This window comes from Gracilinema caldarium (genome assembly GCF_029265695.1).
GTDB lineage: Bacteria > Spirochaetota > Spirochaetia > Treponematales > Breznakiellaceae > Gracilinema > Gracilinema caldarium_A.
This window is the reverse complement of the sequence record NZ_JAJUHW010000021.1, coordinates 24,014-46,403: the sequence shown is the minus strand read 5'-3', so window position 1 is coordinate 46,403 and position 22,390 is coordinate 24,014. Positions and strand designations below refer to the sequence as shown.

Sequence of the window (22,390 nt, the reverse complement as noted above, 5' to 3'; positions counted from 1 at the left end):
CCGTTTGTTCCTGAGCAACTGTTTGCCAACCCGGAACCGCTGGACTAACTGAATTCTGGCGGGACATACATAGGTACAGGCCCCGCATTCAATACAATCCAAAAGGCCGATTTTTGCAGCCTGTTCAAGTTCTCCTGCATTTAGTGCATTGTTCATGATGACCGGAGATAGCCGGCATGCACAGGCCTTGATGCAGCGTCCGCAGCGAATGCAGGGGCCTTCCTCGTCCGTATCCCGGCCCCACTCTTCGGCGGTCATCAGAACCACGCCGGAGGTATTTTTTTGCACAGGAATATTCATGTGGGGCACCGCAACGCCCATCATCGGACCGCCGAAAATGGTCTTTACGACCCTTTGTTCATCAATTCCCACTTCCGAATCTGGAATTTCTGACAATACGGTCCCAATCGGAGCAATAATGTCTTTAGGGGTCTTGCATGCGCCGCCGGTAACGGTGAGTCCCCGCTCTATAAGAGGCTTCCCTTCAATAAATGATTCGGCGATTGCCTTAAGGGTGCCGACGTTTTGAACCACCACCCCCACATCCATAGGGAGCCCGCCGGAGGGAACTTCCTTGCCGGTGATGGCGGTAATGAGCATTTTTTCACCCCCCTGCGGGTATTTGGTTTTTAAGAGCTGGACCGAAATGTCAAAACCATGGCTATGTTCGGCAATCGCCTTTTCCAGAGCTCCCAATGCACGGGCCTTGTTGTTTTCCAGGCCGATGACACCCTTCGAGACACCCACAATTTTCATGACGATCGCTAAGCCCTCCACCACAAGGTGGGGGAACTCAATCATGGTTGCTTCATCGATGGTAAGATAAGGTTCGCATTCTGCTCCGTTAGCAATAACTATATCAATGGGTTTGTTTGGCGGCGGATTTAGTTTTACATGAACTGGGAATCCTGCGCCGCCCATACCGACGAGTCCTGCTTCGCGAATCCTCGTGATGGCTTCTTCCTTAGTACAGGAAAAAGCATCCAGGGGAGGCATAAAATCGGTTTCGTCGGTACCATTGGCTTCGATAATGACGCATAGACCATCCAGATTGTTGGACTGGGTGCGGGGTTCAATTTTTTTAACCACCCCCGCGATAGATGCATGGACGGGGACAGTCATCGGCCCCGGGGCTGCCCCGTCGGCGATTTTTTGTCCCTTTTTTACCGAATCCCCTACTTGCACCAGGGCTTTGTTCGGAGCTCCGAAATGCTGGTTGATGGGAATCACTACCTGTTTGGGTTGAGCGATACGTTCAATGACCTTGCCGGTAGTGGCTGCCTTTCGCTCAGGCGGATGTATGCCGCCCTTAAACGTCTTAATGGCCATATAAGGCCCTCCTTATGCTGGACCATGAGCTGGAAATAGCTTGGACCCTTCGGATTTGGAAAAGTGTGCGTGATTTAATGCTGTATAGTAAAGATATGATATTCCCTATTGAGGGGTGCGTCAAGCAGTTTATGACTTTATCTATAAAATTATATAGATAAAACAGTGAAATCGAAGGGCTAACCGAAACCTCAATTCGATTAGCCCGATACGATAGTTTATTCTTGGGATTTCTGTTCCTTCTTAGCTTTTTTCTCTTCCCGTTTTTCCTTTAGGGTTTTCTGGGGTTTCTTTTTTTCCTCCCGTTTGGGATGATCCGATGACTTCATACAAACCTCCTGTAGCTGTAGGTCTATGGGAATTTTAATCTTCTCGCGAAACAACTGCAAGAGGAGCAGGCTGTTTTAGCAGGCTGTTCTAGTGAAAAGTATACTTCCCTTAATGAGGGGTTGTCGCGGAAACTCCGTATCTTTCTATTGCTTGCCAGGTATTGACACTTTTTCAATTAAGCAGCATGGTACCACTATGAGCTCCACGATGATGACGATTGATGATGTGATCCCCGCTGAGTACAGGGAATTAGCTGAACGATTGTTTCCCGCAACGGGAGTGGGAGCCCCGAGGTCTGCAGGCTTCCCGGACGAACAGCAATTTGCCCGGCTTCTTGGAATTGAAAACGATTTTAATCAGGCTTTGAACGATACCCAGGCCAATATAGTCATAAAACGGATCCTCGTACATTTCCGCAACAATGTGGAACTTCTCATTCATAAAACATGGGTGGAAAAGGCTGACGAGGCTCATAAAGAAAAATTACTTATGAGAATACCCCGTTTTGTGGAAGCCATGGAGGCTGGTCTTTATGATCAAGCCATAAAGGTGTTCATCAATATACTTGGGGAATTAGCTTATCTTCTTTTTGGCGCCCAGAGCCATAAGAACGACTTTATTGAATATACCTTCCGGATCGACAGTCAAATTGGTCTTTTCTGGTGGTATAGCAGCAAGCTTCCTCTCTTGCAGGATACAGGGGATCTCAATCTCGTAAAGGTGTATCTGCTAATCGGGATTTGCTTTCTCGCCTCTTTTTAAATGTAGCGGTTTTGTTTGTTGCCGCCTTCCCATGAAGGCTATAACTTTTTTCTGTTATACCGTATAGGGTGCCATGGCCTTATCTAAGCTTTCGATGGCAGTAAAGGTTGAATTATACGAAGTGCCGAGCTCCGCAAAAAGATTCATAATTGTATTCATGCCTTTAATCATGTTGATGTTAATCTCGGACATTCTGGCCAGGATACTCGAAAGGTTGGATAATTTATCCGTGACCGTCTGATAGGTATTTTCGATAGCATTCGTATCCTGCTTCATTTCTTCGGTCATAACAAGAAGCCGGTCTAGCTCTTGCACGCTTCTTTCGGCGTCCTGTGTTTCTTCTTGTGCTGCCTGTGCAATGTGGTCCATGCCTTGCAGCGCGGTATTCAATTCTACAAGGAGTCCAGAAAAAACCTTGGCAGTCTTTTCGTTCAGGGTTTCCACAATCTGGTTTTTTTGGAGAATTTGCTTTACATATTCATCAATATCCCGGGCGGTTACCGCGGAACTGGCAGACAATTTTCGAACTTCATCGGCCACCACTGCAAAGCCTTTCCCTGCTTCTCCTGCATGGGCTGCTTCTATGGCGGCATTCATAGCCAGCAGGTTAGATTGGGCTGAGATGTTCATGATACGGGATGTCATTTCCCGTATTTTAGAGTTCGCCTCAATCATTGATCGGTTTGCAGCAACAAGCTCCCCAACCCCCTTTTCCCCCTCTGCAATGGTAGTCGTTAATTCACGGAAACTGGTCGCCGCAGACACAGCACGGCTGCTCATGTCCGTAAAGGACTGAATCATGGTTTTAAGTGTATTGGAAAGCTGTTCAATAAATGAATTTTGTTCCCTGGATTTATCCAATGTCTTGTGGATATTAGCCGTAAGGGTCTCAAAACTGGAAACGAGCTCATGAATAACCGTTTCCTCGGTTTTTTCACTGTCCTCTACATCCGCAATCATTCCTGAAATATGCTCAGCTTCGCTTTTAGAATTGATAATGAGGTTTTGGGTTTGTTCCCCGGTCTCTAATACCGTAGCTTCCGATGTCTTGAGCAGTCTAAAACTTTCCTGAAGCTGGGAAAGTATCCGGTTAAAACCCGCAGTCATAAAGCCGATATCGTCAAAGCTGATGATATACACCCGTTTGGTAAGGTCCATCGATCCCTGGGAAAGGCTTGTAATCTGCTGTTGCAAATGATGGATATGGGCTTGGTTTTCTACCAATAGGGTAAACAAAATACCGATACTGATGAGAGCTAGCAATCCAAAGGTTTTTAAAAAATGGGCAGTAATGACAGAATGGGAAAGCAATTCTGGTGTCTTGATACAGCAATAGGAGTAATACAGGATAGCAGCGCTGGCAAAAATGATGACAACCAAGAGGAGCAGTAAAACCGGGAGCCCAAGCTTTACAATGGTAGAAGCTGGCTTTCTCTTATCATCAATAATGGTAATGTTCATCCGGTGTTTTGCTTCTATCCACGCCAAATTGACCATGCGGGCAGTTACAATTCCATTGATGATTCCAAAGCTTATGGCAAGCACAATACGGTACGTCCAATAGGTGGTATCGATGGGGATTTTACGCATAAAATCAAGGCCTATATTTAATAGTGCCCCTGCAAGATAGGCGCTTGCTCCAATAAAAAATAAAAAGCCCTCTATCGACTTAAATGCCCGTTCCGCTTTATCTATTTCCGCTGCGCTTGGTTCGCGATTCTGTTCCCCCAGGAGAAGCACCTTTGCCACCGGTTTGTAAATAACATATACCAATGCTGTTGCGAGGGGGCCGATAACATTGACCACCACAAACATCTTTATCCAAAACTCAACCATATTTTCCCAATTCTGAACCAGAATAGTGGGAAGCAGCAATGAATAGGCAAAAATTGATGCGTAAATACTTAAAAAGGTAGCAGCGAGGATCCGGAAGGTTAACTTACGAACGGTCATATATTGATTATAATGACCGCTCGGATAAAAGCAAATTTATAATCGGCTCATCCTAAGGCTGCCAGAACCTCCTGCGCATGGTCTTCCGGTTTTACCTTGGGGAATACTTTTTTCACCTTTCCTTCTGCATCGATAACAAAAGTACTCCGTATTATTCCCTCGTAGCTTTTTCCATACATTTTTTTCTCTCCCCAGGCTCCAAAGGCTTTAATGACCGATTTGTCCGGGTCTGATAAGAGAACAAAAGGAAGATTATATTTTGATGCAAATTTACCGTGGGCTTGGGCCGTATCTGCGCTGATTCCGATAACCGTAATTCCCCGATCTTTAAACTCTTTAAAAGAATCCCGGAAAGAACAGGCTTCTTTGGTGCACCCAGGTGTGTCATCCTTGGGATAAAAATATACAACCAGAGGTTTCCCTGCAAAATCCGATGATTTTACCAGTTTTCCCTCCTGATCCGGCAGTTCAAAAGTAGGCATCTTGTCGCCAATTTGCAGCATGGTCGTTTCTCCTCTTCTGTTAAAATACTGAAACCCTGCTGTTCCAGGCAAATAACCCCATCCGCTCCCCCGCCAGTGCCGGCAAGGCCTTTTGTGCAAGCTTCGCCGACAACAGATCTTATTATGTTAAAGGCTAGCGGGGGAGCCGACCCTGGCAACTTTCATAGATCCTGTGTTTTCTCTGGCGGCACGGAACTGCTACGGGGGGTGACGGAAGGAAAAATGGGGATAAAGGGGTCCCCGCTTTTTCTTCCGGCAGGACCCCCAGGATATGCTGCGCCGCCAGAGAAAACCGCTTCGTTCAAGGCTTACCGCCCCATCCGCTCCCCCGCCAGTGCCGGCAAGGCTTGACCGGCCAACCCATTCTTGAGCATTATGTAGCTACCGCACCCCTGAAGTGCGGAAGGAGTATCAATGGAAACCACAGCCAGTGCAGCGGACAACGAAAATGTAAAGCCGGAATCAACCGATTTCATCAGCGAAGCCATTGCGGAGGACCTCAAAAGCGGCCGATATGACCATGTTCATACCCGCTTTCCGCCGGAACCAAATGGATGGCTCCATATCGGACATGCAAAGGCCATTAGTGTCGATTTCTCCATGGCCCAAAAATTCGGCGGAAAAACCAACCTTCGATTCGATGACACCAATCCAGAAAAAGAAGACATGTCCTATGTCGAAGCTATCAAACGGGACATTAAATGGCTTGGGTACGATTGGGAAGACCGGGAATACTATGCCTCGGACTACTATGAATACCTTTATGAACTGGCGGTTAAACTGATAAAGAAGGGCAAGGCCTATGTGGATGACCTCTCGGAAGAGGAAATCCGGGTGTACCGGGGGACCGCGGTAGCAGATAAAAATAACATCACCCATACCCCTCCGGGAAAAGACAGCCCCTACCGCAACCGTTCGGTACAAGAAAACCTGGACCTCTTTGCGCGGATGCGGGCCGGTGAATTCCCCGATGGCTCAAAAACCCTGCGGGCCAAAATTGATATGGCCCATCCAAACCTGGTCATGCGGGACCCGGTTATGTACCGAATCCGGCGGATACCCCATTACCGGGTCGGCAATGCCTGGTGCATTTACCCCATGTATGACTTTCAGCATCCCCTTTCGGATGCCAAAGAAGGTATAACCCATTCACTCTGTTCTCTGGAGTACGAAATCCATCGCCCCCTTTATGAATGGTTTATCCGGGAATGCGAAGTATTTCCCAGCCGCCAGATCGAATTTGCCCGGCTCAATATTACCAGAACCGTGCTCTCCAAGCGCTGGCTGCTCCAGCTGGTTAACGAAAAATATGTTTCCGGCTGGGACGATCCCCGTATGCCTACCTTGGCTGGTCTCCGCCGCCGGGGCTACACCCCTGAGGCAATTCGGGACTTCATGTCCCGTATCGGTATTGCCAAAACCGACAGCATGGTTGATATCGCTCTCCTTGAACACTGTCTGCGGGAGGACCTTAATAAGCGGGCCAATCGGGTAATGGCGGTGCTGAAACCCCTCAAACTCATTATCGAAAACTGGCCGGAAGATAAAGTAGAAGAGCTGGATGCGGTCAACAATCCCGAGGACCCCTCTGCTGGGAGCCGAAAAGTCCAATTTAGCCGGGAACTCTGGATAGAGGCCGACGATTTCCAGGAAGTGCCCCCGCCTAAATACTTCCGGCTCTACCCAGGCAACTCGGTGCGGCTCCGTTACGGCTATATCGTTACCTGTACCGGCTTTGATAAGGACCCCGCGACCGGCCAGATTACTGCGGTTCGTTGTACCTATGACCCCGAAACACGGGGCGGCAATGCGCAGGATAACCGGAAAGTAAAGGGCACCATTCACTGGGTATCGGTCCGTCATGCCATCCCGATTGAAGTCCGGCTTTACGACTACCTCTTTGCGGTTGAACGGCCCATGGATGTACCCCCCGGCGGGTCCTTCCTGGATAACATTAATCCGAACTCCCTCGAGGTTATTCAAACCGCCTATGGGGAACCCTGTCTCGCAGACACAAAACCGGAAGAAAAATTTCAGTTTGAACGGATTGGATATTTTGTCCGGGATCCGGACAACGCGGGTACAAAACCGGTATTTAACAAAACCGTAGGATTGCGGGATACCTGGGCAAAGATAGAAAAGAAAGTAGTCGGACAATCAGCCGAATAAGAACCCCAGCTGTTTGGGGACCAGCCTGCCTCGCCGCAGGACTGGCCCCAGTGCAGGCTGCTTATTGAGGCTCTTTCAAAACTCAGGGGGTTTTGAAAGAGCTACCTTGAGATCTGCGATTAAGTGCAGCGGTTGCAACGCAAACGCAAGCAATCGCAAAGCCAATTTCAAAAGTAACCGACTTTTGAAATTGGCACTATTCTTCGATAAAATAGGTTTTTATCGGGGGGAATCCATTAAACTCTACAGCCGCATAGCTTGATGTATAGGCCCCAGTGGAAAGCCAGTAGAGCTTATCGCCGGGAGCGAGATTCAAGGGCAGCTGATAGCCCGCCTTTTCGTACATAATATCCATGCTGTCACAGGTAGGCCCGGCAAGTATCACGTCTCCCTCTTTGAGCCCCGGCTGCATGGTGGTAACCACAGGGTATTTAATAGCCTCATCCAGGGTTTCAATCAATCCATTGAACTTACCCACATCGGTGTATACCCAGCGCTGCAGGGCCGTATTGTTTTTACGGGAAACGAGGACCACTTCGCTTACAATAATCCCCGCATCCCCAACCATGGAGCGGCCTGGTTCAAGGATTATTTCAGGCAGTTCTTCGCCAAAATCTTCGTGCAAATAGCGGGTAATTTCTTTGGCGTAGGTCGTCAGTTCATGGGTTGGAACCGTATAATGGGCCGGGAACCCGCCCCCCATGTTTATCATTTTTAGCTTTATGCCCTCTTCTTCTTCCAGGGCGCGAAACAGATAGTTGGTTTTTGCAATTGCTTCGTCCCACTGCCCAATATCCCGCTGCTGGCTTCCCACATGAAAAGAAATACCGTAGGGTTCAAGCCCCAGGCTTCTGGCTTCCACAAGGAGACTGTAGGCCATATCCGGGTGACAGCCGAATTTGCGTGACAGGGGCCAGTCTGCCGATTGGGACCCTTCTACTAGAATCCGCACATAAATACGGGAGCCCGGTGCCTTGCTCGCAATGTTGTGCAGGTCGGTTTTACTGTCTGTTGCAAATAGACGGACCCCCTTTTGGTAAAAATACTCCACATCGCGAGCTTTCTTAATGGTGTTTCCATAAGAAATCCGTTCGGGAGCGACCCCCAGGGATAACACCTTGTCCAGTTCCCATCGGGATGCAATATCAAAATTAGAACCGAGACGGTGAAGGAGTGTAATAACTTCAGGAGCAGGATTTGCTTTTACCGCATAGTATTGTTTTGCAAAGGGAAAAAGCTGGGCAAGCCGTTCGTAGTTACGGCGAATAATGCCCAAATCCACAAGAATAAAGGGGGTCTCTTTCCCTTCCGCGGCGGTCATAAACCGCTCCCATTGTGCATCATCGTAATAGGCGGAGCGATCTATCATAAGAGCCCCCTCCTTGTGGCAAATGTAATGGCGAGCCCCGGCGGTCTTATATTAATTAAAAACCGCCGGCGCCTTTGTATCAGAAAATCAAGAATGTTCAAGGATCAGGGTCTTGGTCGGCTGGTCGCAGACCTCGGCGGGTCCATAGTACTGGATAGCGCCGGGGAAGAGGAAGCTGGTCTTAACCGCCCATTCAGCCCGTTTTGCCGCAAAGGCCTTAAATGGTTTGCCTTCAAGCTCGACCAATGCCTTGCGGATAACCGGTTTCTTGCTGCCATGCCGCTGTTCCATGTTCATCATCATGGTAAGCGGAACACCGCCGGCGATCCACTGGTCTGCGGGGGCAGTCAGGTTCTTCACGCTGGAAAGGTACCCGGTCAGGCCCGAGGCAATGAGTACAAAGGCGGTAAAGCCAAGAGCATAGGTATAATCGGCATCAAAATTGGAGGGGAACGCGCAGCGGCCTTCATAGCCAAAGAAGTGGGCCAGGGCGCTGAACTTGCCCGTATAAGTACCGGCCTTTTTCAGTTCCGCTAGCCGCTGCTCAACCATGCCGATGAGGAGCTTTTCGGTATCGATGCGGGAGACCTGCACGTTGCCATGGGGATCCCGGTCCATGAGGAGCTGCTTGGCAATTTCTGCGGGGAGGCTCGCAAAAACCTTGGCCGATTCAGCGGTCAGCTTTTTGCCAAGCCAGGCAGTCTGGGCTTCAAAACCCGAAAGGCCTGCAAATTCATCGGCATAGTGGGCCATGAGGTCGTTAAGTTCCGCAATCAGTTTTTTCATTTCGGGGACAAATTCCACAAGACCCTCGGGGATAAGCACCACGCCGAAATTTTCCTTATTGGCTGCCCGCTTAACCACGGAATCGCAGATCTGGTCTACAATCTGGCCGAGGGCAAGCTTTTTTGCTTCCACTTCTTCGCTGATAAGACAAATGTTGGGCTGGGTCTGCAAGGCACATTCAAGGGTAATATGGCTTGCCGAGCGGCCCATGAGCTTTATAAAGTGCCAGTATTTTTTTGCACTGTTAGCATCCCGGCCGATGTTGCCAATCAGTTCGCTGTAGGTCTTGGTGGCCGTATCAAATCCGAAAGACGTTTCAATGTGTTCGTTTTTCAGGTCCCCATCGATAGTTTTTGGGCAGCCGATAACCTGAATCGGAGCCCCCTTGTCCAGGAAATATTCCGCAAGCAGGGCCGCATTGGTATTGGAATCATCGCCGCCAATAATAACCACCGCATCAAGCCCAAGTTTTTTAGCGGTTTCCAAAGATGCGGCAAACTGTTCGGGACTTTCAATCTTGGTGCGTCCAGAACCAATCATGTCAAAGCCGCCCGTGTTCCGGTACTCATCCATAAAAGCATCGGTAATCTCGACCACCTTGTTTTCGATAAGTCCGCTGGGGCCGCCCAGGAAACCATAGAGTTTGGAATCCTTGTTGCCCTTCTTGAGCCCATCATAGAGGCCTGCAATAACATTGTGTCCCCCGGGAGCTTGGCCGCCCGACAGAATAACACCAACCGTAAGTTTTCGAGTGATTTTTTCGTTTTTTCCTTTTACAAAGCGGGCAATCGGTTTCCCGTAACTATGCTTAAAGAGGGCCCGCAGATCCGCCTGATCTGCTACCGATTCGGTAGGAGCACCAAACTCAACGGCAATTTCAGATACCGGCGCAGTCAAAATGGCCGGAAGTTTAGGCCGGTACGCATACCGAGCCTTTTGCAGAGCAGATATTTCCATGACAAGACTCCTTCGCTCAAAAATAACAAAATCGCAAAGAACCACAATGCGTGCGTTATACTACATAAAAACATGGAATCTTTTCAAGGATGTGATATACTTAATACATAGAGAGTTCTGTGCTCTTTCTCAATCATGCACGGGCTTGCATCCTGTAGAAAGATGTTTTTTGGAGCAGTGCATGTGCGGGAAAAATAAGGAGGTATCTTATGAAACGGTGTAGTGTCATTATAGCTATGCTGTTGCTTCTCAGCTTACCCGCCTTTGCCCAACTGAGGATCGATCTCGGTATCGAAATCCCACGTGGGGCAGGTTCGGTATCGGGAAATGAAGTGTTCAGCGATCCCGAAGTGAATAAGTTTCTTACTGACTACATTTTCCCAATTCCGGAAATAGATCTCTACTATCAGTTCGATTTCGGTTCTCTGAGAGCTGGCCTCGGGCTCAGGATGTATACCTTTTTAATCGCTTCTATTTTTTGGCCCAATGCATTCATCGAAGCGGATATTTGGAACCTTACCGCGGTAGCTCAGATGGGTGGTGGGTTCTTTGGCATGTATGCCTTGGGACAGACCCGATTCGAAAACGGAAAAGTGTTCATGCCAGACCTGTCGCTTTGGTATAGATTCGGAAATTCGTTCCGCCTTGGCGGTGGCGCGATTGGGTTTATGTTACCTGAGTCGACCAACATTGGATTCTTATATTATATCGGTGGCAAGTTTAATATCGTCTTTAAATAAGGGGGAAGTCTCCCCCTGGGGCCCTGCACGACAGGACCCCACCCCCTCTACGGGGCACATAACTGGCCACCTTCACTTTTTATCTAGTTGTGGCAGCCCATCCGATGTTGCCCCGTAACGCCCCGCAATATGTCTCTTCAGGATTTTTCAAAATCTTCCGGTAGAAAGCAGCACTAAAGAGCATGCATGGAGATAAGGAATCCCCGATATATCAAGTGCTTTTTCCAGTTCTTCGTTTTCTGCTCCGGGATTAAAAATGACCCTCCGGGGTTTTAATGCTAGTATTTCCTCTTTTAGTACCGAAGAATGTTTCGGAGAAACATAAACCGTGAGGGTATCTACCCCCTCATTGATATCTTTTAAAGACGAAATAACCGGTAAACCAAGGATCTCATTCAGATGAGGGTTAACCGGTATGGTCTTGAATCCATGGGATAAAAGTTCCCGCACCGCCCTGTATGAATACCTGTCAGGGTTGTTGCTTGCACCAAGGACAACCACAGTGCGTTCAGTAGCGTTACTCATAATATCGTGCTGTCTCCTTTAAAAACCTTATTTATTTAAGCCAATTGCAAAAGTCGGTCACTTTTGATGATAATTAGTTTCATTGCGTTATATTATCGATAACATACTAAAAAAAGGAATGATTGTCTATGAAAAACATATATATTGCGATTTCTATATTACTGTGTGGAGCCTATTCGTTATTCCCACAGAGCCAAGGCACATATACAGCCTCAGGTCAGGGAAAGGGCAACAGCAAAGAAGCGGCTGTCGAGGCTGCCCAGCTTGATGCGATTAACAAAATGGTTTTTACCGTGCTTCACCGAGATGTACTGTACCGGGATCTTTTTGCTCCTGAAGCTTTAAGAAACGGAAGAATAGTAACCCAGGAAACCCGCAAGACACCCTTGGGCTCCTGGGAGGCTACTGCGGTGCTGGAAATAGATGAAGGGCTTGCGGAAGCGCTCTATGTTGGCCGTTATGCAACGACACTTACGAACCTTTTAGACCAGACGGAAGAGGAAATCCCTGCAATAGAAGCGCTTCTCCAAAATGCTGGACGGGCTGAAAATGAAGGAAATTTAGGAAGCGCCGAAACCTATTATTCGCAAGCCCAGACTAAGTTAGAAGCGGTATTGCGTTACCTAGACCCGGTGGACGATGCTTTTTATTTTTCTTCCCGGGGTAAACGGAAAGCGGCGGAACTAAAGCTGCTTACCCATTCATTAAAAGACACAAGCGTTAAAGGTATAGAACGGGTGAGAACGGCCCAGCGTCAGCTGACTATAGCCCAAAGTACGGGACAAATACTTGCTCTTTTCGATCAGATAGAGCAGGCGCTGCTTGGTATCGAAACAAACCGCGATAGCTTGGCCAGGATTGCAGCAAGCCCTCAGGGATATACCAAGGAGCAGCTTGAAACTGCAGCGGTACAGTGCCGCCAGCAGCAGGAAGCCGCAGTGGTGCAAAGAAAGCAGTTTCTTCGGGCTACTGAGGGACTTGAGAAATCCCAAACAAGAGATTCTGAAAGTTACCTTGCAAAACGGGCATCCCTATTGGATCTGCGTATTCAAGGCCTCGAAAAACAGCTCAACTCTATTCATGGTCAAATTTCCGGTGAATTGCTCTGGCGTTCAAAGACCGTATCGGCTCTTTGTTGGGTGGTGAACCACGAACCGGCTCATTTTATTTCTATGGGTTTCCGGTTCCCCATGGGGATAAAGCCAGGGGACAGGGGACCAGAAACCGTATCGGTACCCCTGCGTTTAGCTCTTACGGCAGAAGGGTCGCTGCCATTAAGCGCTGGCGGCGGCTTATGGGGACGAACTCAGGTCCTATCCGGTTCAGAATCCCTTTTTGAGGCCGATCCTTTGAATATCCGGCAGCAAATGGCTTTAGGTTTTTTCAGACGGAGTGTACTCGGACTTGGGATCCGCTGGGACTGGAATCGGAAGGAGCAGAAGCCGATTACCGCGATTGAAGCTGTCTGGGGGCTTCCGGGAAACATACAGGGACAGCAAAAAAATTATTTTCTATGGGTCAATACACTGAGCTGGGAGTTCCCTGGAGAAACACAGCATATGCTTGCCTATGTTAATGGAGGGCTGCAAAGCATACTTCGTCCATCACGCTCTATTGGCTTTGAATTGGACCTTTCTTCCAGGGTTCGTGCTGGTTCCGCGCAACAATCCTCTTTTTGGATTGGTTCGGCCGCATTCAATTGTTTGTTCAGGCTGCCATTCCTGCGGCCCTTTGCCTGGAATGTGGGCTGGGAAGGCTTAATCCGCAGCCCCCTCACCGATATGGGCGTGAAGTTCGAAGAAACCTCGGTTCTGCACGCCTTTACCTTTGGATGTACCTACCTGTTTTAGCCAGCGTCGCTAACCTATGGTGGTACCGAAAAAATCCTGAGCGGAAAGGATTTTTCTGAGGTTCTCTAGGTCCTTTCCGGCGGCACAGATTACCTTAAGACCGATCTTGGCCGCATGGCGGCTTGCAACGGGGTCAAAGGGCACATTTTTCCCCGGAACCCAGTCATCTCCAACTATGGCTCTAAAATCGGCCCAGGAAATGGAATCAATCGGTTTTGCCTCAGGATTTTTCCGAGGATCATCGGTATAAACCTTAGCAATGTTAGAAAGATTTATAATCTTGTCTGCCTGGAATCGTTCTGCCAGGAGTACCGCATCAAAATCGGTGGAAAAGCCTGGCTTCCAGCCTGCGGCAACCAGCACACGGCCCACAAAGGGCCCTACTTGGGAGGGATCGGTAACTACATCCTGGGTACATAAATCCCCCAAAACCGCCTTAAGCAGCTGGGCATTGAGGCGGGTAGCCATAATACCAATCCAGTCCGCCTGTTCATCAGATCCGTTTGGGACAATTGCTCGGTAGGCTTGCTGGTATTTTCGAGCGGGGCCGCCGCCGCCAACTACCAGTATAAAACGCCTTTTTTCATCCGCCGCAAGTTCTGTCTTAAGCAGAGCGATAAAAGCGGCAATAAAATCCGAATCAACACCATCGGGGGCAACTATGGAACCGCCCAGTGAAATAACCGTAACCATATTATTTCCTAATATACTCCGGTAACGAGTACATCGCTCCAGAGAGATGAATAGGACTCTAGGGTCCCTGTAGATTCTTCCCAAATATTCTGTAGGGCATATTCTCTATCCCGCTGTACAATTTTCCCCTTTGGATCCATGGATGACAAATTGATTATACCACGGGAAAAGCTAATCCGCTGGCTGTCCACATTGCCAAAATAATAGCTGGCTGCATCGGAACGGAACACAAAGGATTCGGGTACAGCGGAGGCTCCCATGGCAGGATCCACAGGTATCCAGCCCAATCCATCAACCCAGAACTCTGCCCAATAATGTTTTCTCGTTTCCCTCGATTTATTTACCAGTACTCCCGCGTCGGGAATTGCTGGAATATTGAGCGATCGGGCCATCGCACAGAACAAGAGACTTGCGGTATATGCATCAAGCACTTGCTTCTTCATAGCCTCGATTAAACTTGTTTGTACCGGTTCCTGCCGGATACCGCCCTGGGCGGTCAGCCATTCATAAATACGCTGGGCTTGAATATAGGGATTTTGCTCTTTCCCTACAACCGCATTTGCCTTTTTCTGAATTTCCTGATTATCCGAGGGTATCAGGGAGCTGCTCTGGGTATATAAACTATGAATAGGCGCATTGGTATTGCGTACAACAGACTGGGCTCTCACTGAAGTTTCTACCGCGTATACATCGACCACATAGGAGACTGTAATAGTATTGTTTGTTCCGGTCTGAAGATCCTTGATCTGGAAAAGGGATGAACCAAGGTAATTTTCCACAAAGGGGTCGATAGATCTGGCAAGCTGCTGGGATATGCGCTGCTGAGCGCTGATTGTTGGGATTGGAATCCAGAGGTACAATGCATTAGGGACAGCTGCTTTTTGAATTTTTACATCTACCCCATATGAAATTGCATAGCTCTTTTTATCTTTGAACATCTTAGAGCCCGGTTTATCAACCACATCAAAGAAAAGGGGCATGCTCGTTCCCTGATCGGTAACAACCTGTACAGCACCGCTGATAGCCCCATCGGGAACTCGAATTCGTATTTCCCGGTCGCTCCAGTATTCATATCCTAGTTCTGTATCTGATACTTCTACGGTTTTTAAGCTTTGGCTTGTGTCCCCGAGAGCATTCAGGGAATTTTCAGAATTCCAGCTAAAAAGAACCTTGGATTTGTCTCTGGCTGCACCAAAGCTGCTCCCCTGAAGGGTAACGAGGGAGCCTATTCGCCCAGAAACAGGGGCCAGGGATGAAAGGGCAGGGCCGCTGCCTGTTTGGGTGTCGGTAATACGCTGGGGCATGACAGACCGGTTGGTAAAGAGGCTGGCATTGCTCCGTTTCCCGTTCACATGGACATACACGAGGCCTGAATCTCCAAAATCAGGGGTTCTTAAGGCAATCAAATCATCCTGCCATTGGATATATGCGGAAGCGGTGGGGATAATCCCGCCTATAGTCACATAATTTTCTCCCCGTTCTTTTCCAAAATGCTGTCCCCGAATGGTTAATACTTCTCCGAGGCTGCCAATACGGGGATCAATGGACTCTATCCGCGGGCTTTTTGAAAGACAAGAAGCAAAAAATAAGGAGGCAAAGAGAGAGAGTAGGATAGTTGCTTTCAGGGACCTGGTCATTTTTTAGGTGTATCTCCAGACGTATTGTCAGTGTTCGTTGGATCTTCTTTTGATGGAGGCTCTTTTACATAGGGTTTCAGTTCCAACTGAATTTCTATACGGCTTTTTCCATCCTTTGTTTTTTGTCCCAAAGGAAAGAAAAACAGTCGTTCACCATAATCCAGGGGAATTGTTTGCACCGTTGTTTGGTATTTTATGCCGCTATCTTCAGTATCAATCCAAACCTGTCCTTGGGCTACCAGGAACTTTTTACCGTCTTCCCGGACATAGGGGGTGAATTGAGCCAAGACTACAACATTCTGCCCTACTAGCTTTATCGTTACCGGTCTGCCGGGAATAGTCACTTTAGAGTTTTCGGATGTCCATGTTTCTGTTTCATTTAATTCTACAACCCGGGCTATAATATCTAAAACCACCGCCCGTTCCTTAAGCCCAGGAAGTTCTGTGAGAGGCGCTTCCTGGGAGAACAAAGAAAGGGAAACGATGTAGAGAAAAAGACTCAGCAGTGTAGAATCCCGGGAGACCGATGGTAGCGACATAGTGACCTATTTCCTCCCCTGATAATCGACGGCCCGTATTAATTCAGGTTGCCCTGAGGGGATAAAACTGCCTGTATCTGGCAATTTGATAATCACAATATCGGTGGTAGAGCTTTGGTTTTCGAGGTATCTCAGCACTTCCTTTATATCAGAGACAGGAACAATTCCCGGTACTTCCGTATTTATTTTGGCAATGCTTTGGGTGTTGGCAGTTCCTTGGTGCAGGATAAAGGGGGTTACCAGCGATGCGAGGAGGGCTACCAACACGAGGGCGGCAATAGCCGCCGGAAGGGGCAGCACTATAGGATGTTTCCACCGGAGTCGGGTGTTTGTCTGCTCTGTCTGGGGAATAGAACGTGATAGATGTTTCCAAACATCCCGCTGGGCCGATTCAAGATGACTCTCGTCTATATGCTTTAATTGTAAAAAATCGCTAACAAGGTTGTAGGATGCAAGTTTTTTGGAACATTGCGGACAGGTTCCCAAATGGGCTTCCAGTTTTTCTTTCCAAGGAGAAGGAAGCTCGCCATCTTTATACAAAGATATAAGCTGAGAATCAGGACACATGGGTACCATCCTTTCCTATTAGGGCAGCTAATTGTTCACGGGCTCGAAAAACCCGGACCTTAACATTTCCCTCACTTATACCGAGAATACGGCCAATCTCTTTATAATTTAATTCTCCATATTCCTTTAATATCAGTACGGTTCTCATATTTTCAGGCAGTTTCTGCAACGCCTCCTGTACTTCCTGTCTCGTTTCTCCGGTAATATACTCAGACTCCCCTGTTTCGCTCCTGCGAAGGTCTTCCTGAAAAGCTCGCTGGTAAGCCCGCCGTTCCCGTTCTTTCCGTTTGGCGTAATTCAGAGCTGCATTCTTTACCACCCGAATCAGCCAATATTTTGCTTCCTCCAAATTCGGGAACTGCATGTTCCGTTCATAGAGTCTAAAAAAAGCATCCTGGCACAGGTCCTCTGCCGCATCTTCTGTCCCAACAATACGGTAGGCGACCCTGAACAACACAGGGAAGGTGCTGTCATAGAGACGCCTAAACTCGGCCATTGACATCCGTGTGCCTGTATTAAATAACAACATTATCCTCGCATTCGTTACACAAGCAAACGCCAGCTTGTTCCCTGAGGGCTATCTTCTAATATAATGTTTTTATCCCTCAGCATATTCCGTATTTCATCCGCCCTCTGGTAGTTCTTTGCCTTCTTTGCAGCATTACGTTCTGCAATGAGCGCTTCAATTTCCTGTACAAAAGCAGGATCAAGCTTTTGCTCTGCCCGGGGTTCCGAAAGCTGTTCCCGCAGACGGAGACCGAGCACCTGGTCCATATCAAAGGCGATTGCAAGGGCTTCAGCGCCTTCTATTTCCGTATCGCGGATAAGGCCCCACAGTTCTGCCAGGGCACGCGGGGTGGAAAGGTCTTCTTCGATAGCCCGATTAAAGGCCTCTCGGTATGTCTGTCCCTTATCTGAAAGCCCCTTGTCTCCCGGTTTCCCAGTCCATGGCTCCGGTAGCGAAGCGCATTTCCCCGCCAGATAGTATAACCTGTCCATAAGGGCCCTGCGGGCACTGCGTGCCCCATCCAGGGCCTCAAAAGAAAATTGGAGCTGGCTCCGGTAATGTCCGCCCAGGAGAAAATACCGGTAATCCAAAGGATCATAACCTGCATCTACGAGGCTTTGCAAAGTAAGGAACTTACCGCTCGATTTAGACATTTTGCCCTTGTCGAGAACTAAAAATTCGTTGTGGACCCAGTAGTTAACCCATTTTTTGCCCGTAGCGGCCTCGCTTTGGGCGATTTCATTGGTATGATGAATAGGGATATGGTCGATACCGCCTGCATGTATGTCGAACTGCTCTCCCAGGTATTTCATGCTCATGGCAGAACATTCAATGTGCCAGCCCGGGTAACCCCGTCCCCAGGGACTGTCCCAGGTAAGCGCCTGGTTTTCGAATTTGCTTTTTGTAAACCAAAGGGCAAAATCATGGGGATTCCGTTTATTTTCATCCACATCGATACGGGCGCCAGCTTTGAGGTCCTCCAGCTTAAGCCGGGCAAGTTCGCCGTAGGTGGGAAACTTGGTAATATCAAAATAGAGGTTCCCGCCCGCCCGGTAAGTGTAGCCCCGGGCTTCGATCCGCTGGATCAGGGCAATCATATCTTGAATATGTTCTGTGGCTTTGCAGACCACCGTGGGCCGGATAATGTTGAGCTGTTCGGTATCCCGGAAAAATGCTTCGGTATAGAATGCAGCGATTTCGAGAACTGTTTTGCCCCGTTCTTCGGCGCTTTTTACCATTTTGTCTTCGCCCGTATCGTCGTCTCCAGAAAGATGCCCCACATCGGTAATATTCATCACATGGGTAACCTGGTATCCAAGACGGCGGAGGGCACGGACCAGGATGTCATGGGTAACGTAGGCCCGCAAATTACCGATATGTGCATAGTTGTAAACTGTCGGTCCGCATCCATAAAAACCAACTTTACCGGATTGTATCGGCTGGAAAACCTGCATTTCGCGGCCTAAGGTGTTATACAAGGATAGTGGCATGGAACCTCCGCATCAATTTCGGTACAATAGCAATATGGTAAACCTACGGAAATTATTGGAAAAAATCAATATGGAGTATGGCTTTGAGGGAGACATCCGATTTGATGAGCCTATGGCTCGCCATACGACTTTTAAGGTAGGGGGCCCTGCGGATGTGTGGGTGCGGCCCGCGGGCAATCGTTTCCCCGAATATGCCGCGTTACTCCTAAAAACAGCCTGGGAAGCGGATATTCCGGTATTTATCCTCGGGGGAGGGGCCAACCTGGTAGTATCAGACCGAGGCATCCGGGGCATAGTGCTGGATACGGGCAGCTGGTCCGGCCTGCAGTTTGATGAACAGACGGTGCTGGTCTATGGGGGCACCGAAGTGGACGCTGCCTCTGAGGTCTGTGCGCAGCATGAACGGCAGGGCCTTGCCTTCCTTGCTGGCATGCCCGGTTCCATAGGAGGCGCCGTCTGGATGAACGCCCGCTGTTACAATCGCTCTATATCGGATGTGCTTTTGGAAACATGGATACTAAATGAAACTTTTCAAGAAGAGTGGATCCCCTTTAACGCAGTGGATTTCGATTATAAAATTAGCCCCTTTCAAAACAGAAGGGTACTCATTTTAGGAGCTCGATTCAAAACAGCATTTCAAAGCCGGGAATCCCTGTACGAAGAAATGAGAGGCTACCGGCAGGATAGGGAAAGCAAGGGCCACTACCGGCTGCCTTCGGCTGGTTCGGCTTTTAAGAACAATCATGCCTTTGGCAAGCCTACAGGCAAATTGATTGATGAGCTTGGACTTCGGGGCCTCAGCATTGGCGGGGCCAAGGTGGCCGACTGGCACGGAAACATAATCGTGAATACCGGCACTGCAACCGCCCAGGATATATACCTTTTGACTGAAGAATTGAAAAAACGGGTAAAGCAGGCATTGGGATATGAGCTTGAATGCGAAATCCTTTTTGTTGGTGATTGGAGCGGAGAAGAGAAAAGGTCCTGAAAATACACCTTGACTTTGCTATACTGTTACTATCGGGCTGCCGATAAACATACTTGCTAAGTATTGGCCTATGAGGAGGTCTGTCGTGCATACATTTAAAAGGGTTTCATTCATCGTGTATTTACTCATTGTTCTTGAGTCCTTTGCGTTTTCTGCCCAGAATCAGGTAGGCATAGTTCAGGAAATTATGGGCACCGTAACGGTTACCCGCAATGGTCAGGTGCTCTCCAAAATTGATCTTGGAGATCCCATCCAGAATTATGATCTGATAAAAACAGGCCCCGATGGAGGCCTGGTGATCGGTCTTACCGCCGAAACTGGCATGCGGGGTACCCTCATTGTAAAGCCCAAATCAGTATTTACGGTTAAGACCCAGGTGGTAAATGGCAGCCCAGCTACAGAGGGTGATGTTCTGGGCGGCTCTGTGGGAATAAAGGTTAAAAAGATAGCCGGAGACCCGGCACTCAATGTTAAAACCGGCAATACTGTCATGGGTGTCAGGGGTACCGAATTTGTTGTCATTGTATCTCTCAATAATGGGCTTTTAGTTACCTGTACCGATGGAAAAGTTGCCTGTACCGGAGATGAGGGCGACGAACTCTATGCGGTCCCCGGCCAAGTTGTTGCCCGAACCGCCGGGGAGCGGCTTAAGCAAATACCGGTAGCAGTTTCATCTTTGGAAGATTTCCAAAACCGTTGGAATACAGAAGAAATCAGCGCCTTTAAAGCATCAGCTGTGAAAGCCCTGGATCAATATGCCCGCTCTTATCTGCGATATCGGGATGATTTCCGTGCTGCCTCTGACGATCTAGCCCGGGAACAGGTGTTTTTACAGTGGAAAAAAGAATTCAGGGATGGGCTAGAACCAGCATCCTCAAAGGATGTACAGGTAATGAAGCAAAAGGCTGCTATGGTGAAAAAACTCATGGCTGTACGGCAAGTGCTGTTCTTCTTTGAGCGGATCTATTACCGTCTGGATGAAATCCAATCCTATATTCCGGGGTCTGCGCTTAAAGCCAAACTCTTTAACGGACAAACGGTTCAAGATTTTATACGGCAGGTTGCTAGCGAAAAATCAGAACTGGAACGAAGAAGTGCCGAGTATCGGTTTGCACTTGCCCTGTATGCCGCGCGGAATGAAGGAAAGGAACCGGTCTCTTTAGGAGAAAACGAAGACAGTTTCTTTGACGAAACAGACAGTTTCTTTAAGGAATAAGCGAATTACTCTCGTTGGCCATTTTTGAAATTGGTTTTGCGATTGTTTTGTGTTGCAGTGTAGCCACGGTATTTTGCAATGTGGCTCAAGTCAACTGATCCGCTGATTTTTCCCCATTCATACAGGCTTTGTCCGTTGACAAAGCCTTAGGGGGCTTCCTATACTTAAGTATCCACCGAGGGGGACAAAGAGCAGGATGGTAAATCAACTGCAGCTAGCCTTTGTAAATTTTAAGAAAGATTCTTATATAATTGTAGAAGGCAAACAGAATGCCGACCGTTTCTTTATTATCCGTCAGGGAAAGGTGCGTGTATCCAAAGAGGTGGAAGTTGTAGAAGAAGAGGGCGGTAATATACTGGGTCCCGGAGATTTCTTTGGTGTTGTGGCTACCATGTCCGGTCATAGCCATATTGAAACTGCCCAAGCTCTGACTGATGTAACCCTCATTTCAGTTCAAAAAGACCAATATGTTCAGCTTATCCAGAACAACACCCCTGTAGCAATGAAGATCATCCTCCAGTTCTCCAAACGAATGCGCTTTTTGGACGAGGCTCTTACCCGCCTTACCTTAAAAAACACAGCCGATAACGATCCTTCGCACCTTTTCAAGGTGGCTGAATATTACGCCAAACAGAGCCAATACAACCAAGCGTATTTTGCCTATCATCAATATATTAAATACTGTCCGACAGGCCAGAATGTTCAGCTTGCCCGTGAACGGATGGTAAAGATTGCACCCTATGCCAAAGCGGTGTATTTGGATAAAAAAGCGGACGAGTTTACCCGGACCTATCCCAAGGATACCATGATATTTTCCGAAGGGCAGCCCGGGGATGAGCTCTATATTATACAGAAGGGCTCGGTAAAGATTGTCAAGATTGTGGACAACAATGAGGTGCTGCTGGCGGTGCTCAAACAGGGGGACATATTCGGCGAAATGGCCCTTCTGGAGTCTAAGCCCCGGTCTGCCAATGCAATTGCCTACGAAGACTGTACAGTCCTTGCGGTAAACAAAGAAAACTTTGAACGGATGGTAGGCACTCAGCCTCAAATTATTAGCCGTCTTACCCAGCTTTTGGCAGAGCGGATTTGGTTCATCTACAAACAGCTTGCCAACACACTTATCACTGATCCTTTGGGCAGAATGTACGATGCCTTGCTGATCCAATTGGAAAAAAATCGAGTTCCTCTGGGGAACGCTCCGCATACCTTCGATTTTGGTCCCAAAGAACTGATTAATATGGTGGGGCTCCCCACTGCAGAGGGCAACCTGGTTATCCGCAAACTTTTGGAAAATTCTAAAATACGTGTGGTGGATAATAAAATTTCCATTACTGACGTGTCCGAGGTAGTTAAACAAACCGAATATTACCGGAAAATGCAAAAAATCGAACGGGCCCGCCGAGAAGCCGCAAGCCGCATTGGTCTTTAGCAACATACTAAGAGAAAGTTCTTAAATCTATTCTATATGTGCCGATA

The 22,390-nt window shown here is 48.3% G+C and carries 19 protein-coding genes; 7 read left to right on the top strand and 12 right to left on the bottom strand.

What is annotated here, in order from left to right:
* Nucleotides 1–1,329: electron transport complex subunit RsxC (gene rsxC / locus Q7P68_RS08340; RefSeq protein ID WP_304224727.1), on the bottom strand; the 1,329-nt coding region annotated here is incomplete at its 3' end.
* Between the two features lie 525 nt (nucleotides 1,330–1,854).
* Between rsxC and Q7P68_RS08335 the strand changes: the two genes are divergently transcribed.
* Nucleotides 1,855–2,421, top strand: a complete 567-nt coding sequence (locus Q7P68_RS08335; RefSeq protein WP_304224725.1) for a hypothetical protein — start codon at nucleotides 1,855–1,857, stop codon at nucleotides 2,419–2,421.
* 54 nt (nucleotides 2,422–2,475) lie between these two features.
* On the opposite strand, the gene Q7P68_RS08330 is transcribed toward Q7P68_RS08335, so the two are convergent.
* On the bottom strand, nucleotides 2,476–4,374 hold the full coding sequence (locus Q7P68_RS08330) for a methyl-accepting chemotaxis protein (protein ID WP_304224722.1): 1,899 nt from the start codon (nucleotides 4,372–4,374) through the stop codon (nucleotides 2,476–2,478).
* 47 nt (nucleotides 4,375–4,421) lie between these two features.
* Nucleotides 4,422–4,877, bottom strand: a complete 456-nt coding sequence (bcp, locus tag Q7P68_RS08325; RefSeq protein WP_304224720.1) for a thioredoxin-dependent thiol peroxidase — start codon at nucleotides 4,875–4,877, stop codon at nucleotides 4,422–4,424.
* 414 nt (nucleotides 4,878–5,291) lie between these two features.
* Between bcp and Q7P68_RS08320 the strand changes: the two genes are divergently transcribed.
* Nucleotides 5,292–7,046 carry a glutamine--tRNA ligase/YqeY domain fusion protein gene (locus Q7P68_RS08320; RefSeq protein WP_304224718.1) on the top strand — a complete coding sequence of 585 codons (1,755 nt, stop codon included), beginning with the start codon at nucleotides 5,292–5,294 and terminating at the stop codon, nucleotides 7,044–7,046.
* A 196-nt stretch (nucleotides 7,047–7,242) separates the two neighbouring features.
* Here Q7P68_RS08320 and Q7P68_RS08315 read toward each other — a convergent pair whose 3' ends face one another.
* Together Q7P68_RS08315 and Q7P68_RS08310 are read right to left on the bottom strand one after the other, a co-directional pair.
* On the bottom strand, nucleotides 7,243–8,415 hold the full coding sequence (locus Q7P68_RS08315; protein WP_304224716.1) for a type III PLP-dependent enzyme: 1,173 nt from the start codon (nucleotides 8,413–8,415) through the stop codon (nucleotides 7,243–7,245).
* Between the two features lie 87 nt (nucleotides 8,416–8,502).
* Nucleotides 8,503–10,158 carry a diphosphate--fructose-6-phosphate 1-phosphotransferase gene (locus Q7P68_RS08310; RefSeq protein WP_304224715.1) on the bottom strand — a complete coding sequence of 552 codons (1,656 nt, stop codon included), beginning with the start codon at nucleotides 10,156–10,158 and terminating at the stop codon, nucleotides 8,503–8,505.
* Nucleotides 10,159–10,367: 209 nt separating this feature from the next.
* On the opposite strand from Q7P68_RS08310, the gene Q7P68_RS08305 reads away from it, so the two are divergent.
* Nucleotides 10,368–10,898 (top strand): hypothetical protein, encoded by a 531-nt coding sequence (locus Q7P68_RS08305; RefSeq protein WP_304224702.1) that lies wholly within the window; start codon nucleotides 10,368–10,370, stop codon nucleotides 10,896–10,898.
* 147 nt (nucleotides 10,899–11,045) lie between these two features.
* On the opposite strand, the gene Q7P68_RS08300 is transcribed toward Q7P68_RS08305, so the two are convergent.
* Nucleotides 11,046–11,423, bottom strand: coding sequence for a CoA-binding protein (locus Q7P68_RS08300; RefSeq protein WP_304224701.1), 378 nt, complete (start codon nucleotides 11,421–11,423; stop codon nucleotides 11,046–11,048).
* Between the two features lie 128 nt (nucleotides 11,424–11,551).
* Between Q7P68_RS08300 and Q7P68_RS08295 the strand changes: the two genes are divergently transcribed.
* Nucleotides 11,552–13,273, top strand: coding sequence for a coiled-coil domain-containing protein (locus Q7P68_RS08295; protein WP_304224700.1), 1,722 nt, complete (start codon nucleotides 11,552–11,554; stop codon nucleotides 13,271–13,273).
* Nucleotides 13,274–13,282: 9 nt separating this feature from the next.
* Here Q7P68_RS08295 and pyrH read toward each other — a convergent pair whose 3' ends face one another.
* From pyrH to cysS, 6 genes are read right to left on the bottom strand one after another with little or no spacing between them, the layout of a single operon-like run.
* Complete coding sequence (pyrH, locus tag Q7P68_RS08290) at nucleotides 13,283–13,966, bottom strand: UMP kinase (RefSeq protein ID WP_304224698.1); 684 nt, start codon at nucleotides 13,964–13,966, stop codon at nucleotides 13,283–13,285.
* Between the two features lie 8 nt (nucleotides 13,967–13,974).
* A complete protein-coding gene (locus Q7P68_RS08285; RefSeq protein WP_304224696.1) occupies nucleotides 13,975–15,603 on the bottom strand; it encodes a transglutaminase domain-containing protein in 1,629 nt (542 codons plus the stop codon).
* The gene (locus Q7P68_RS08280) at nucleotides 15,600–16,142 is read right to left on the bottom strand and encodes a hypothetical protein (protein WP_304224694.1); all 543 of its coding nucleotides are present in this window, start codon (nucleotides 16,140–16,142) and stop codon (nucleotides 15,600–15,602) included. Before Q7P68_RS08280 ends, Q7P68_RS08285 begins: the two co-directional genes overlap by 4 nt.
* 6 nt (nucleotides 16,143–16,148) lie before the next feature.
* On the bottom strand, nucleotides 16,149–16,709 hold the full coding sequence (locus tag Q7P68_RS08275) for an anti-sigma factor family protein (RefSeq protein WP_304224693.1): 561 nt from the start codon (nucleotides 16,707–16,709) through the stop codon (nucleotides 16,149–16,151).
* Nucleotides 16,699–17,211 carry an RNA polymerase sigma factor gene (locus Q7P68_RS08270; RefSeq protein WP_304224691.1) on the bottom strand — a complete coding sequence of 171 codons (513 nt, stop codon included), beginning with the start codon at nucleotides 17,209–17,211 and terminating at the stop codon, nucleotides 16,699–16,701. Before Q7P68_RS08270 ends, Q7P68_RS08275 begins: the two co-directional genes overlap by 11 nt.
* Before the next feature lie 41 nt (nucleotides 17,212–17,252).
* Complete coding sequence (gene cysS / locus Q7P68_RS08265; RefSeq protein WP_304224689.1) at nucleotides 17,253–18,707, bottom strand: cysteine--tRNA ligase; 1,455 nt, start codon at nucleotides 18,705–18,707, stop codon at nucleotides 17,253–17,255.
* A gap of 34 nt (nucleotides 18,708–18,741) precedes the next feature.
* On the opposite strand from cysS, the gene murB reads away from it, so the two are divergent.
* The 3 genes from murB to Q7P68_RS08250 all read left to right on the top strand — a co-directional run bounded on the left by murB (nucleotide 18,742) and on the right by Q7P68_RS08250 (nucleotide 22,343).
* The gene (gene murB / locus Q7P68_RS08260; protein ID WP_304224687.1) at nucleotides 18,742–19,695 is read left to right on the top strand and encodes a UDP-N-acetylmuramate dehydrogenase; all 954 of its coding nucleotides are present in this window, start codon (nucleotides 18,742–18,744) and stop codon (nucleotides 19,693–19,695) included.
* Between the two features lie 85 nt (nucleotides 19,696–19,780).
* Nucleotides 19,781–20,911: a FecR family protein gene (locus Q7P68_RS08255; RefSeq protein WP_304224686.1), complete on the top strand. Its 1,131-nt coding sequence runs from the start codon at nucleotides 19,781–19,783 to the stop codon at nucleotides 20,909–20,911.
* A 196-nt stretch (nucleotides 20,912–21,107) separates the two neighbouring features.
* Nucleotides 21,108–22,343: a Crp/Fnr family transcriptional regulator gene (locus Q7P68_RS08250; protein WP_304224685.1), complete on the top strand. Its 1,236-nt coding sequence runs from the start codon at nucleotides 21,108–21,110 to the stop codon at nucleotides 22,341–22,343.
* The last annotated feature ends 47 nt before the right edge of the window (nucleotides 22,344–22,390 follow it).

Bases quoted from the DNA above. Each gene is read 5' to 3' on its own strand.
- Q7P68_RS08335 (WP_304224725.1), top strand. From the start codon at position 1,855: ATGAGCTCCACGATGATGACGATTGATGATGTGATCCCCGCTGAGTAC.
- Q7P68_RS08330 (WP_304224722.1), bottom strand. From the start codon at position 4,374: ATGACCGTTCGTAAGTTAACCTTCCGGATCCTCGCTGCTACCTTTTTA.
- bcp (WP_304224720.1), bottom strand. From the start codon at position 4,877: ATGCTGCAAATTGGCGACAAGATGCCTACTTTTGAACTGCCGGATCAG.
- Q7P68_RS08320 (WP_304224718.1), top strand. From the start codon at position 5,292: ATGGAAACCACAGCCAGTGCAGCGGACAACGAAAATGTAAAGCCGGAA.
- Q7P68_RS08315 (WP_304224716.1), bottom strand. From the start codon at position 8,415: ATGATAGATCGCTCCGCCTATTACGATGATGCACAATGGGAGCGGTTT.
- Q7P68_RS08310 (WP_304224715.1), bottom strand. From the start codon at position 10,158: ATGGAAATATCTGCTCTGCAAAAGGCTCGGTATGCGTACCGGCCTAAA.
- Q7P68_RS08305 (WP_304224702.1), top strand. From the start codon at position 10,368: ATGAAACGGTGTAGTGTCATTATAGCTATGCTGTTGCTTCTCAGCTTA.
- Q7P68_RS08300 (WP_304224701.1), bottom strand. From the start codon at position 11,423: ATGAGTAACGCTACTGAACGCACTGTGGTTGTCCTTGGTGCAAGCAAC.
- Q7P68_RS08295 (WP_304224700.1), top strand. From the start codon at position 11,552: ATGAAAAACATATATATTGCGATTTCTATATTACTGTGTGGAGCCTAT.
- pyrH (WP_304224698.1), bottom strand. From the start codon at position 13,966: ATGGTTACGGTTATTTCACTGGGCGGTTCCATAGTTGCCCCCGATGGT.
- Q7P68_RS08285 (WP_304224696.1), bottom strand. From the start codon at position 15,603: ATGACCAGGTCCCTGAAAGCAACTATCCTACTCTCTCTCTTTGCCTCC.
- Q7P68_RS08280 (WP_304224694.1), bottom strand. From the start codon at position 16,142: ATGTCGCTACCATCGGTCTCCCGGGATTCTACACTGCTGAGTCTTTTT.
- Q7P68_RS08275 (WP_304224693.1), bottom strand. From the start codon at position 16,709: ATGTGTCCTGATTCTCAGCTTATATCTTTGTATAAAGATGGCGAGCTT.
- Q7P68_RS08270 (WP_304224691.1), bottom strand. From the start codon at position 17,211: ATGTCAATGGCCGAGTTTAGGCGTCTCTATGACAGCACCTTCCCTGTG.
- cysS (WP_304224689.1), bottom strand. From the start codon at position 18,707: ATGCCACTATCCTTGTATAACACCTTAGGCCGCGAAATGCAGGTTTTC.
- murB (WP_304224687.1), top strand. From the start codon at position 18,742: ATGGTAAACCTACGGAAATTATTGGAAAAAATCAATATGGAGTATGGC.
- Q7P68_RS08250 (WP_304224685.1), top strand. From the start codon at position 21,108: ATGGTAAATCAACTGCAGCTAGCCTTTGTAAATTTTAAGAAAGATTCT.